Raw genomic sequence first — 13,413 nt, forward strand, 5'->3', positions numbered from 1 at the left:
GGAGTAGCGACATGACCGACCTCGCGCCCGACATCGCCCATCACGCCGCGCTCGATGCGCGCATGGTCGAGGCGGCGCGCGAGATCCGCCTGCTCGCGCGGGTGAGCTGGCCGGCGGGGCAGGAACAGCATTTCCTCGCCGATTACGCGCGCGGCGTGGTCAAGCTGCCGCAGCCGGAGTATCCCAAGCTCGACAACAGCGCGACGCGCGCCGAACTCGACGCCATCGCCGCGCAGGCCGATCCGCAGCATCCGCTCGGCCAGTACCTGATCGAATCCGCGCGCAGCTGGTCGATCGCCGCCGCGCTGTGCGAGCGTTTGGGCACGCCGGAGGTCTGCGAGCAGTCGGTGATCCTGTTCGGTCGTCCCGACGAATGCCTGCCCGGCGACGGCCCGACCACGCGCGACGCCGCGCGGCACTTCATTTCCATCGCCGACGAACTCGACCACGAGCTGATGGCGCCGGCCGAGCACGTCACCATCTCGGCCACCGCGCTGCAGCTGCAATTGCAGCGTGAGCTGGACGATTACTTCGACGGACGCATGATCGAAGTGGTGCTGGACCCGGACCTGATCGCCAAGGCCGCGGCCGGCGCGACCCGGATCCGCCTGCGCCACGGCGCCGCGTTCAGCGACTACGACCGCCACCAGCTGCTGCAGCACGAGGCGTTCGTGCATTCGCTGACCGCGTTGAACGGCCGCGAACAGCCTGTCCTGGCGAGCATGGCCCTGTCCTCGCCGCGCATCACCGCGACGCAGGAAGGGCTGGCGACCTTCGCCGAGCAGATCACCGGCGCCATCGACATCGGCCGCATGAAGCGCATCAGCCTGCGCATCGAGGCGGTGGCGATGGCGTTGGGCGGGGCGGATTTCATCGAGGTCTTCCGCTACTTCCTCGGTGCCGGGCAGACCCCGGAGGACAGCTTCGCCTCGGCGCAGCGCGTGTTCCGCGGCGTCCCGACCACCGGCGGCCACGCTTTCACCAAGGACACCGTCTACCTGCGCGGGCTGGTCGGCGTGCACACCTTCTTCCGCTGGGCCCTGCGCGAACAGAAGCTGCAACTGTGCCGCTGGCTGTTCGCCGGCAAGATGACCCTGGCCGACGTGCAGCGCTTCGAGCCGCTGTTCGCGGCCGGCGTGCTCAAGCCCGCGCGCTGGCTGCCGCAGTGGGTCGCCCGCGCCAACGGCCTGGCCGGGATGCTGGCGTTCTCGCTGTTCGCCAACCGGATCCGCCTGGACCGGATCGTGGCCGACGGCCACGTACCGGATCTGTGACCGCGCGAACCCGCCCCGTAGCCCGGGTAAGCGAAGCGCACCCGGGAAACCACGAGCGAGGGCAAGCCCCGGGTGCGCTTCGCTTACCCGGGCTACTTCGTCCTGGTTTGCGAAAAACGGGCACTGCGGCCCAGCTTCGCCATACCCCTGCGTCCTCGCCGTTCACTCGAAGCAAGCCCCGGGTGCGCTTCGCTTACCCGGGCTACTTCGTCCTGGTTTGCGAAAAACGGGCACTGCGGCCCAGCTTCGCCATACCCCTGCGTCCTCGCCGTTCACTCGAAGCCGCTAGAATCGGCGGCCCGTCCGTGGTTTCCGCCCTGATGTCCGAACAGTCGCCGTCCGCCGCCAACGAGCTCAAGCAAGCCGCGCTCGATTACCACCGCCTCTCGCCTCCGGGCAAGATCAAGGTCACCGCGACCAAGCCGATGGTGACCCAGCGCGACCTCGCCCTGGCGTACTCGCCCGGCGTGGCCTTCGCCTGCGAGGCGATCGTGGAGGACCCCAACCGCGCCAGCGAGCTGACCGCGCGCGGCAACCTGGTGGCGGTCATCAGCAACGGCACCGCCGTGCTCGGCCTGGGCGACATCGGCCCGCTCGCCGGCAAGCCGGTGATGGAAGGCAAGGGCGTGCTGTTCCAGAAGTTCGCCGGCATCGACGTGTTCGACATCGAGATCGACGAGCGCGACCCGGACAAGCTCGTCGACATCATCGCCAGCCTCGAGCCCACCTTCGGCGGCATCAACCTCGAGGACATCAAGGCGCCGGAATGCTTCATCGTCGAGCGCAAGCTGCGCGAGCGGATGAAGATCCCGGTCTTCCACGACGACCAGCACGGCACCGCGATCATCGTCGGCGCCGCGGTGCTCAACGCACTGGCGGTGGTCGGCAAGGACATTGGCACGGTGAAGGTGGCCACCACCGGCGCGGGCGCGGCGGGCATCGCCTGCCTCGACATGCTGGTCGCGCTGGGAGTGAAGAAGGAACACATCACCGCGTTCGACCGCGACGGCGTGATCTACGCCGGCCGCGATCATCTGGACCCGGACAAGGCCCGTTACGCGCGCGATACGAACGCGCGTTCGCTGGCCGAGATCGTGGCCGGCGCGGACATCTTCCTGGGCCTGTCGGCCGGCGGCATCCTCAAGCCGGAGATGGTCGCGACGATGGCGGACAAGCCGGTCATCCTCGCGCTGGCCAATCCGTATCCGGAGATCCTGCCGGAGGACGCGAAGAAGGTCCGCCCGGACTGCATCATCGCGACCGGCCGTTCGGACTACCCGAACCAGGTCAACAACGCGCTGTGCTTCCCCTACATCTTCCGTGGCGCGCTCGACGTCGGCGCGACCGGCATCAACGAAGCGATGAAGCTCGCCTGCGTGCACGCCATCGCACAGCTCGCGCGCGAGGAATCGGCCGACCTCGGCGCGGCCTACGGCGGTGAAGCGCCGGAGTTCGGCGCCGAGTACCTGATCCCGCGTCCGTTCGATCCGCGCCTGCTGGTCAAGCTCGCGCCGGCGGTTGCGCGCGCGGCGATGGAGTCGGGCGTGGCGAAGCGCCCGATCGAGGACATGGTCGTCTACGAGGAAAAGCTCGGCCAGTTCATCTACCGCACCGGCCTGGTGATGAAGCCGGTCTACGACCGCGCGCGCAGCGATCGCAAGCGCGTGGTCTATGCCGAGGGCGAGGAAGAGACCGTGCTGCGCGCCGTGCAGACCGTGATCGACGAGAAGCTCGCCGATCCGATCCTGATCGGCCGCCCGGACGTGATCGACACGCGCATCAAGCGCCTCGGCCTGCGCATGCGCGCGGGCGTGGATTTCGAACTCACCAACATCAACGACGATCCGCGCTTCAACGACTACTGGCAGCAGTACCACGCGCTGACCGAACGTCGCGGCGTGTCGCCGGCCGCGGCGAAGAACCTGCTGCGCTCGCGTCCGACGCTGATCGCCGCGCTGATGGTCGAGCGCGGCGAAGCCGACGCGATGATCTGCGGCCTGGTCGGCCGCTTCCACAAGAAGCTGGGCTACCTGCGCAGCGTGTTCGACTTCGACCGCGGCGTCACCGGCACCGCGGCGATGACCGGCGTCATCAACGACCAGGGCGTGTGGTTCTTCCTCGACACGCACGTGCAGTGCGAGCCCACCGCCGAACAGATCGCCGAGGCGACGCTGCAGGCCTCGTTCCGCCTGAAGCTGTTCGGCATCGAGCCCAAGGTCGCGCTGCTCTCGCACAGCAACTTCGGCAGCCACGACAACGCGTCGGCGGCGAAGATGCGCAAGGTGTTCCAGCTGATCAAGCAGCGTTATCCGAAGCTGGAAGTCGACGGCGAAATGCAGGCCGACACCGCGTGGGACGAGGAGCTGCGCCACCGCATCTTCCCGAACACGCTGCTCAAGGGTCGCGCCAACCTCTTCGTGATGCCCAACCTCGACGCCGCCAACATCACCTACAACATGGTGCGGGTGATGACCGAGGGCGTGGCGATCGGCCCGATCCTGATGGGCCTGGACAAGCCGGCGCACATCCTGACGCCGGCTTCCACCCCGCGTCGCGTGGTCAACATGACCGCGATCGCGGCCGTCGACGCGCAGATCCGCGCGTCGCTGGCGCATACGCCGTAAGGCCAGCAGGCCGTGCGGCGACCGCGCCGCACGGCCACGACCTCCCGTCGGATCGACGGCCGGGAACGCCCGTTTCCCGCCGGCGACGGCTTATGCTCCGGCCAGCGCTTTCCACAAGGAGGTTGGCCATGAAGCTGCGAACGATCCCGGCCCTGCTGCTGTTGCTCGTCCTCACCGCCTGCGCCACCGACATGTCGCGCACGGCGAGCGTGTCGTCGGCCGCGCCTTCCGCGCAGGATGCCGCCGCAACTGCCGAAGCCCGCCAGCAGGCGCGCAAGCAATTCCAGGCGAGCCCCATCGTGCATCCGCCCACCATTCCTGTAGGCGATAAGTAAGGTCGTATCGCGAAATCGCGTTCGCGCTGACAGTTTTGCTCGCCATCCCCGCGAAGGTGGGGATCCACGCTTGCGCGCATCACGCTCCAGCCAGACCTGACGCATCGGACAGTTGGATTCCCGCCTTCGCGGGAATGACGAGCAAGGGCAAAAGGTCGCCGTAGCCCGGGTAAGCGCAGCGCACCCGGGGTCCGTTTCTAGAAGCCAAAGAACAGCGGCACCAGTGCGACCGTCACCACCATGACGAGCACCGCGAGCGGTGTGCCGATGCGGATGAAATCGATGAAGCGATAGCCGCCGGGACCGACGACGAGTGCGTTCACCGGCGACGACACCGGCGTCATGAACGCGGTCGATGCGGCCAGCGCAACGGTCATCGCGAACGCCTGCGGCGATGCGCCCATGTGGTCGGCCAACGCCAGCGCGACGGGCGCCATCAGCACTGCGACGGCGGTGTTGGAGATGAACATCCCCAGCACGGCGGTGACGAAGAACAGCGCTGCGAGCACCACGCGCGGACTGGCCTCGCCGACGGCGCCGAGCAGCACGGAAGCCGCAAGGTCGACGCCGCCCGTGCGCTGCAGCGCGATCGAGAACGGCAGCACGCCGACGATCAGTACCAGGCTCGGCCAGTGAATCGCGCGATACGCACTGCGCAGGTCGACGCAGCCGAACGCGCCCATCAGCAGGCAACCGATCAGTGCCGCGTGCACGTTGGGCACGATGCCGGTCACCATCATCGCGATGGTCGCCAGCAGGATCAGCAGCGCGAACGGCGCGCGCGCCGCGGCCGGTGCGACGTCGTCGAACTCCGCCGGAAGCCCGAGCAGGATCAATCGGCTCGGACCCGATCCAAGCGCGCGGATCACCGCCCACGGTCCGGCGACCAGTAGCGTGTCGCCGATCTCGAAGCGCTCGTCGCCGACGTTGCGCACTTCCGCGTTGCGTCCGTGCTTGAGGCCGATCACCGCCAGCTCATGGCGCGCACGCAGCCGTGCCTGCCGCGCGGTCGCGCCGACCAGCGGCGAATTCGCGGGGATCATCATCTCCGCCATGCCGATGTCGTTGGTGTATCCGGAAAAATAGCTGCCCGACAGCGGCAACGGTTCCACCCGCAGGCCACGGAACAGCATCACCGAGTCCACGCGCGGATCCTGGATGTCGAGCAGCAATGCATCGCCCGCGCTCACCCGCGCGCCCATCGGCGAGGACAGCAGCGTGCGCCCGAACCGTCCCGGCTGTTCCACCGCCAGAACCAGCAGACCCTTGAGCTCGTCGTCTTCCAGTTCCGAAGCCGCACGCCCGACCAGCGGCGAATCCTCGCGCACGCGCACCCGGTACGCGCGCGCGGCGAGGGCGTAGTCGTGGATCCAGTCGGCAAGACGCGGCTGGCTGGAGGGGCCGTGCGTCGTCGCACCGGTCGCGAGCCAACGCCGCGCGATCAGCATGTAGCCGATGGCGACGATCAGCACGATCACGCCGAACGGCGTGAAGTCGAAGAACTGGAAGCCCTGGTGCGCGTCGCGGATCAGTTCGGCATTGACGACGAGGTTGGGCGCGGTCGCGACGAGCGTCATCATGCCGCTCACCAGCGCCGCCGCGCTGAGCGGCATCATCAATCGTCCCGGCGCGATCCCGCTGCTGCGGCAGATGCGCAGCACCACCGGGATGAAGATCGCGATCACGCCGGTGGAACTCATCACCGATCCGACGATCGCCACTACCGTCATCAGTGCGACGATCAGCCGCGTTTCGCTGTCTCCGGCATGGCGGACGATGAGTTCGCCCAGCCGCTGCGCGACGCCGGTGCGCACCAGCCCTTCGCCGATCACGAACAGCAACGCGATCAGCACGATGTTCGGATCGGAGAACCCGGCGATCGCATCGCCGATGTCGATCGCGCCGGTGAACGGCAGCACCGCCATCATCATCAGCGCGACCACGTCCGTGCGCGGCCGTCCCAGCGAGAACATCACGATCGCGCCCGCCAGCAGGAACAGGACCAGCTGCAGTTCGGTGGACATCGTCGGGCCCGTGCCTCGACCGGTCGGGGCGTCCGCACAATGTAGGCGCGACCGCCATCACCATCCTTCACGCGCCCTTGGCAAGCGCCGGAGTTGACTGCTGGCCCGAACGGCCGCCGCCGTGGTGGTCCGTACAAGGAGCGTCGCCATGCGTATGCGTCTCGCCGCGAGTGCAGTGGTCCTGGCCCTCGTTTCCACTGCATGCGGGCCGCGCGATGCACCTCAACCCACGGGCGATGCCGCGCAACCGGCACCCGTGCCGACACCCGCGGCCACACCGCCGGAGCCCGCTGCGACGCCTGCACCGGTGCCGGGCGCGATTCCGGTCACGGTCGACAACTTCGTGCGTGCCGAGTCCGACAGCTACATCGGCTCGATGGTCAAGGACGCTGGTGGGCTGGGCAAGCTGCTGCACCGGCGCGAACCGGCGCCGCTCGACAAACAGACCGTCATCCGCCTCAACCGCGACACGCTGTACAGCTCGGCGGTGTTCGACCTGGACGCCGGTCCCGCGACGATCACGCTGCCTGATGCCAAGGGGCGCTTCCAGTCGCTCCAGTTCATCAACCAGGATCAATACGCGTGGACCGAGTACGGCGCCGGTCCGCACACCGTCGACAGGAAGAAGGTGGGCACTCGCTACGTCGTGGCCGGCATCCGCACGCTGGTCGATCCCGGCGATCCGAAGGATGTCGAGGCCGTGCATGCGCTGCAGGATGCGATCACCGTGAGCCAGCCAGGCGGGCCGGGGTCGTTCGAGGCGCCGAAGTGGGATGCGGTCAGTCAGAAGAAGGTGCGCGACGCGCTCCTCGCGTTGGGTTCGACCTTGCCCGATTTCCGGCACGCCTTCGGTTCCAAGGAGCAGGTCGATCCAGTGCGCCGCCTGATCGGCGCCGGCGCGGCATGGGGCGGCAATCCCGACAAGGACGCGGTCTACCTCAACATCACGCCGACCGGAAACGACGGCAAGACGGTCTACACGCTGGACGTGAGGGACGTGCCGGTCGAGGCGTTCTGGTCGGTCAGCGTCTACAACGCGCAGGGCTATTACGAGCAGAACGCGTACAACGCCTACACCATCAACAACCTCACCGCGAAGAAGGAAGCCGACGGTTCGGTGCGGATCCAGTTCGGCGGCTGCGATGGCAAGATCGCCAACTGCCTGCCGATCGTGCCGGGCTGGAACTACACCGTGCGCCTGTATCGTCCGAAGGCGGCGATCCTCGACGGCAGCTGGAAATTCCCGGAACCCAAACCCGTCGGCTGACGGGTTTCATCCGTCCCAGCCGAGTCCGAGCGTGAAGCCGCGGCCAAGGCCCGGTTCGAAGTAGCGTGCGTTGCCTTCGTTGACGATCACCGAGCCGACGTAGTCGCGGTCGAACAGGTTGTCCGCGCGCGCGAACGCATGCCAGCCGGTGTTCGCCGCACGCCACTGCAGGCGCAGTGCGAACGTCGCGTAACCGGGCGTGGCATCGGTGTTGCGGTCGTCGGTGGGCATACCGTCGCTGGCGCGCATCTCCAGTGCGGCGACGGTGCGCGCATCACGCGAGTTCCAGGCCAGTTCCGCGTAGCCGTCCGCGCGCGGAATGCCGGGAATGCGATTGCCTGCGTCCACCACCTGCAGCTGTTCGACGCCGCCGCTCAGCACGCGATAGCGGAACGCTTCGGTGAAACGCGCGCGCAGCCAGTTGAAGGTGAGCGCGTACGACCACTGCGGATGCAGGCGGCCATCGAAGCCCGCCTCGATGCCCTCGCGTCGAGTGCGGCCGGCGTTGGCGAAACTTGCGCGGCCGCCGCGGTTGTCGGCAGGCACGATCTCGTCTTCGCCGTCGATGCGGTAGATCGCGAGGCTCGCGTTGTGCGCGTCGAAACGCCAGCGCGCACCGAGCTCCGCGCTGTCGAAATGCGCCGGTTGCAGCGCCGTGTTGAATCCGGCGCCACCGTCGGGGCGGTACGCGAGTTCCGTCACCGTCGGCGTTTCGAAGCCGCGGCCGAGGCTCGCGTACACCTCGCCGTGCGTGAAGCCGCGCGACACGCCCAGCGCGGTGGCCGTCTCGCTGTAATCGAGATCGCCGCTGTCGTCGCCGTTGCCGGGCGCGATGTAATGATCGTCGGAGGAGAAATCGAGTCGTGCGTGCCGCACCGCGCCCAGCGCGGTCCATTGCGGCGCGATGCGCCATTCTCCCAGCGCGAACGCCTCGTTGCTGCGGATGCGGTTGTCCTCGTCGCGACGCAGGCGGCCGCGCACACCGAGCTGATCGCCGACGAAGTTCTCGTAACCGCGACGCTGTTCGTCGAGCCATCCGCTCTCGACGCCGAGCGTCATTGCGCCGGCATCGCCGCTCCAGCGATGGCCCGCATCGACGCCCGTCGAACGACGGCCGAGGTCGATCACGCCGCCCGCGCTGCTCGGCGCGCGCTGCGCGACGACGGGAATCGCGAGGAACTGCACCACGTCGCGCGCGACGGCATAACCGCCGATCCAGTACTCGCGACCCGGCGCGTACGCGTCTTCCCAGCGTGCGCCGAGCTGCGCGTTGTCGATCTTCTTGCGCGTGTCGAACTGCTCCGCGACCGGATCGGTCCCGTGCGGATCGCGCTGCCACTGCGCGCGCGTGAGGCCGAGCGGGTCGTCGGTGTACGGCTGGCTCAATCCGCCGCCGACAAGGCGCAGACGCGAATCCGCGTCCGGCGACCACTGCGCCACCGCATCGAGCTGCGCGCGCTGCGCCGAACTGTGCGGGCGCTCGCCGCCGGTGGTGAACGCGCTGCCGAGCGCGCGCCATCGCCATGTGTCGCTCGCGTTCGCGCCTTCGATGCCGGCGGCGAGGCGCGCGCTGGCGCGGGAACCGATCCAGCCGTTTGCCTCGATCGCGTGTTCGCCATCGAGCGCGGTCTCACCGACGATCGCACCACCGGCCGCGTTGCCGTACTGCAACGCGAGCGGCCCGCGCAGCACCTGGATGCGGTCGAGCGCGCTCAGCGGGAAACTCGCCGCCTGGCCCTGGCCGTCGAGTGCGGACGATGGCACGCCATCGACGATCAACTTGATTCCGCGAATGCCGAAGGTGGAGCGCGCGCCGAAGCCGCGGCTCTGCACCTGCAGGTCCTGCGCGTAGTTCTGGCGATCGAGCACGGTCACGCCGGGCGCGCGCACCAGCGACTCCGCCAGCGATACCTGTCGCTGTCCCGCACGCAGCGCGTCGCCGTCGATCACGCTGACGGAACCGGGGAAACGGGTGAGCGGCTGGCGTGCGCCGAGCACTTCCACCGTGTCCAGCGTGGTCGCCGCGTCCTGCGCCCGGGCGGGCGTCGCACAGGCCAGCGTCACCGCAAGCGCCAGCACGGATGCGGCCGGTCGGGCCTCCACGCCACGTGAAGGTTTGCAGGCAGCCGCCCCGATAGGGTGTCGGCCGAAGTCTTTCTGATGAGGTGGGGTCATGAAAGTCGCAATCCGTGCCGTGCTTGTCCTGGCCATTGTCGCCGTCCCCATCACGATCTGGGCGCAGACCACGCCCACCACGCCCGCGCCGCCCGTTGCGGCAACACCGCCGGCGCCGGCGATGCCGCCGCCCGGCCCGCAGGAGCTGCGTCCCGACCCGCTGCCGATGGACCTGGACGGCGACGGCGTGGTCACCGCCGCCGAGCACGCGGCCGGCGCGCGCGCTCTGTTCGAGCACATGGACGCGAACCATGACGAGCGCGTGACCCGCGAAGAGATGATTACGTTCCAGCGCCAGGTGCTGGGCGCGCCGCTGCCGCCGCCGGGCCGCTGAACCCCTCTCCCTGGCCGCCTTCGGCGGCCTGTCCCTCTCAGCTCTGCACTCCCTGCGGTCGCCGCAAGGGGAGAGGGAAACGCGAAGCGTCAGGCCTCTGCTTTGTCCTTCTGCTCTGGCGGGAAAAGGTGGAAGAGGGGGTACGTGCCACGCCTTTGCTTTTCCTTCTCCCCTCGCGGGAGAAGGTGCCCGAAGGGCGGAAGAGGGGGCGCTTGTCGCACGCACCCCTCCCTGGGCTGCGCGGCCTGTCCCTCTCAGCTCTGCACTCCCTGCGGTCGCCGCAAGGGGAGAGGGAGAAGCACCACCAGCCATCCGCCAGCGTAGGGAAACCGCGCCCGCAATCCGCCTTTCGTCGCAACGCTGAAGCCCACCGCATGCGGCCCGGCGGGCCGGACAGCCCTGTTAGAATCGATGCTCTAACCCCGCCCCACACGAGGCGCGGCCATAGGGGCCGCGATACGCATGACGTCTCTCCACGCTGTCATCAACGACCTGCTCCAGAACGACCCGGATCCGACCGAGACCCGCGAGTGGATCGAGTCCGTCCAGGCCGTCATCGAGCGCGACGGTGCCGAACGCGCGCACCAGCTGCTCGAAGGCATGGTCGAAGTCACCCGTCGCGCCGGCGCACACCTGCCGTTCTCGCCGACCACCGAATACATCAACACCATTCCCGCGCACCTGGAGGCCAAGAGCCCCGGCGACCACGCGATGGAATGGCGAATCCGTTCGATCATCCGCTGGAACGCGCTGGCGATGGTCGTGCGCGCGAACCGCAAGCCGGGCGACCTCGGCGGCCACATCGCCTCGTTCGCGTCCGCCGCGACGCTCTACGACGTCGGCTTCAACCACTTCTGGCGCGGTCCGGACGGCGACCACCCGGGCGACGTCATCGGCGTGCAGGGCCACAGCTCGCCGGGCATCTACGCGCGCTCGTTCCTGGAAGGCCGCATCAGCGAATCGCAGCTCGACAACTTCCGCATGGAAGTCGACGGCCGCGGCATCAGCTCGTACCCGCATCCGTGGCTGATGCCGGACTACTGGCAGGTCCCGACCGTGTCGATGGGCCTGGGCCCGCTGGCCGCCATCTACCAGGCGCGCAACTGGAAATACCTGGAAGGCCGCGGCCTGCTGCCCAAGTCCGACCGCAAGGTGTGGGCGTTCCTCGGCGACGGTGAGACGGACGAACCCGAATCGCTCGGCGCCATCTCGGTCGCCGGCCGCGAAGGCCTGGACAACCTGGTCTTCGTCATCAACTGCAACCTGCAGCGCCTGGACGGCCCGGTGCGCGGCAACGGCAAGATCATCCAGGAACTGGAAGGCCAGTTCCGCGGCGCCGGCTGGAACGTCATCAAGACCGTCTGGGGCAGCTACTGGGATCCGTTGCTGGCGCGCGACACCGCCGGCAAGCTGCGCCAGCTGATGATGGAAACCGTCGACGGCGAATACCAGAACTGCAAGGCGTTCGGCGGCAAGTACACGCGCGAGAACTTCTTCAACAAGTATCCGGAAACCGCGCAGCTCGTCGCCAACCTGTCCGACGACGACATCTGGCGCCTCAACCGCGGTGGCCACGACCCGCACAAGGTCTACGCCGCGTACCACGAAGCGGTGAACACCAAGGGCATGCCCACCGTGATCCTGGCCAAGACGGTCAAGGGCTACGGCATGGGCGCGGCCGGTGAGTCGCTCAACCCGACCCACCAGACCAAGAAGCTCGACGACGAAGCCGTGCGCCTGTTCCGCGACCGCTTCAACATCCCGGTGACCGACGCGCAGCTGGCCGACGGCAAGGTGCCGTTCTTCCACCCGGGCGAGAAGTCGCCGGAAGTGGAATACATGATCGAGCGCCGCAAGTCGCTGGGCGGCTTCCTGCCGCAGCGTCGCCGCAAGAGCAGCCAGTCGCTGGAAGTGCCCAAGCTCGACGCCTTCGACCGCCTGCTCAAGAGCACCGGCGAGCGCGAGATCAGCACCACGATGTCGTTCGTGCAGGCGCTCAACATCGTCCTGCGCGACAAGCAGGTCGGCCCGCGCTGCGTGCCGATCGTCGCGGATGAGGCGCGCACCTTCGGCATGGAAGGCCTGTTCCGCCAGATCGGCATCTACGCCCCGCACGGCCAGAAGTACAAGCCGGTGGATCGCGACCAGCTCATGTACTACCGCGAAGACGCGGCGGGCCAGGTGCTGGAAGAAGGCATCACCGAAGCCGGTGCGTTCACCAGCTGGATGGCGGCAGCGACGAGCTACAGCACCAACGATCTGCAGATGCTGCCGTTCTACATCTACTACTCGATGTTCGGCTTCCAGCGCATCGGCGACAGCGCGTGGCAGGCGGCGGACATGCGCGCGCGCGGCTTCCTGCTGGGCGCCACCGCGGGCCGCACCACGCTCAACGGCGAAGGCCTGCAGCACGAAGACGGTCACAGCCACCTGTTGGCCAGCGCCATCCCGAACTGCCGCAGCTACGACCCGACCTTCGGCTTCGAAGTCGCGGTGATCCTGCAGCACGGCATGCAGCGCATGCTCACCGAGCAGCAGGACGAGTACTACTACCTCACCCTGATGAACGAGAACTACGCCCACCCGGACATGCCGGAAGGCGCGGCCGACGGCATCATCAAGGGCATGTACCTGCTGAAGGACGCCGGTAAGCCGAAGAAGGGCGAACTGCGCGTGCAGCTCATGGGCAGCGGCACCATCCTGCGCGAAGCCATCGCCGCGGCCGAGCTGCTGGACAAGGACTTCGGCGTCACCGCCGACATCTGGTCCTGCCCCAGCTTCACCGAACTGGCCCGCGACGGCGAAGACGCCATCCGCACCAACCGCATGAACCCGGAAGGCACGCAGCGCAAGCCGTACGTCACCACGCTGCTGGAAGGCCGCCAGGGTCCCGCCATCGCCGCGACGGATTACGTGCGCGCGTACTCCAACCAGATCCGCGAGTTCGTGCCGATGAAGTACACGGTGCTGGGCACCGACGGCTTCGGCCGAAGCGACACCCGCGCCAACCTGCGCCGTCATTTCGAAGTGGACCGCCACTACATCGCCCACGCCGCCATCGCTGCGCTTGCAGCCGAAGGCAAAATGACCGGCAAGGACGTCGCCCGCGCGATCAAGCAGTACAAGATCGACGGGGAGAAGCCGAATCCTCTGGGGGTTTGATCACATTGCGATGAACACCCTCTCCCCTCGTGGCGACCGCAGGGAGTGCAGAGCTGAGAGGGTCGGTTGCCGAAAGCAACCGGGGAGAGGGGCGACCGAAAGGTCGCCCTTTTTCGTTGGCGGTCGCCTAACGAAAACCAAGCAATCGACGCCGCGACCCCCGCTACCCTTGCCGCCGGGGTTCCCATCACAACGCCACATCCCTTCCTCACGCACGG

The 13,413-nt window shown here is 68.0% G+C and carries 8 protein-coding genes; 6 read left to right on the plus strand and 2 right to left on the minus strand.

Going from position 1 to position 13,413, the window contains the following annotated elements:
- The first annotated feature begins 11 nt into the window (after positions 1-11).
- From FOF45_RS08360 to FOF45_RS08370, 3 genes are all read left to right on the plus strand, one after another.
- Positions 12-1,274, plus strand: a complete 1,263-nt coding sequence (locus FOF45_RS08360) for a flavohemoglobin expression-modulating QEGLA motif protein (protein WP_158983859.1) — start codon at positions 12-14, stop codon at positions 1,272-1,274.
- A gap of 320 nt (positions 1,275-1,594) precedes the next feature.
- Complete coding sequence (locus tag FOF45_RS08365; protein ID WP_158983861.1) at positions 1,595-3,898, plus strand: NADP-dependent malic enzyme; 2,304 nt, start codon at positions 1,595-1,597, stop codon at positions 3,896-3,898.
- Between the two features lie 128 nt (positions 3,899-4,026).
- Complete coding sequence (locus FOF45_RS08370) at positions 4,027-4,233, plus strand: hypothetical protein (RefSeq protein ID WP_158983863.1); 207 nt, start codon at positions 4,027-4,029, stop codon at positions 4,231-4,233.
- Positions 4,234-4,430: 197 nt separating this feature from the next.
- Here the strand turns inward: FOF45_RS08370 and FOF45_RS08375 are convergent, their stop codons facing one another.
- A complete protein-coding gene (locus FOF45_RS08375) occupies positions 4,431-6,257 on the minus strand; it encodes an SLC13 family permease (protein ID WP_158983865.1) in 1,827 nt (608 codons plus the stop codon).
- Positions 6,258-6,405: 148 nt separating this feature from the next.
- On the opposite strand from FOF45_RS08375, the gene FOF45_RS08380 reads away from it, so the two are divergent.
- Positions 6,406-7,524, plus strand: coding sequence for a DUF1254 domain-containing protein (locus FOF45_RS08380; protein WP_233264099.1), 1,119 nt, complete (start codon positions 6,406-6,408; stop codon positions 7,522-7,524).
- Positions 7,525-7,530: 6 nt separating this feature from the next.
- Here the strand turns inward: FOF45_RS08380 and FOF45_RS08385 are convergent, their stop codons facing one another.
- The gene (locus FOF45_RS08385; protein ID WP_158983867.1) at positions 7,531-9,603 is read right to left on the minus strand and encodes a TonB-dependent receptor family protein; all 2,073 of its coding nucleotides are present in this window, start codon (positions 9,601-9,603) and stop codon (positions 7,531-7,533) included.
- Positions 9,604-9,697: 94 nt separating this feature from the next.
- Between FOF45_RS08385 and FOF45_RS08390 the strand changes: the two genes are divergently transcribed.
- Both FOF45_RS08390 and aceE read left to right on the plus strand, forming a co-directional pair.
- On the plus strand, positions 9,698-10,033 hold the full coding sequence (locus tag FOF45_RS08390) for an EF-hand domain-containing protein (protein WP_158983869.1): 336 nt from the start codon (positions 9,698-9,700) through the stop codon (positions 10,031-10,033).
- A 462-nt stretch (positions 10,034-10,495) separates the two neighbouring features.
- Positions 10,496-13,195 (plus strand): pyruvate dehydrogenase (acetyl-transferring), homodimeric type, encoded by a 2,700-nt coding sequence (aceE, locus tag FOF45_RS08395; protein WP_158983871.1) that lies wholly within the window; start codon positions 10,496-10,498, stop codon positions 13,193-13,195.
- Positions 13,196-13,413 lie beyond the last annotated feature (218 nt).

It is taken from the genome of Lysobacter panacisoli, from assembly GCF_009765165.1.
Classification (GTDB): Bacteria; Pseudomonadota; Gammaproteobacteria; order Xanthomonadales; family Xanthomonadaceae; genus Lysobacter_J; species Lysobacter_J panacisoli.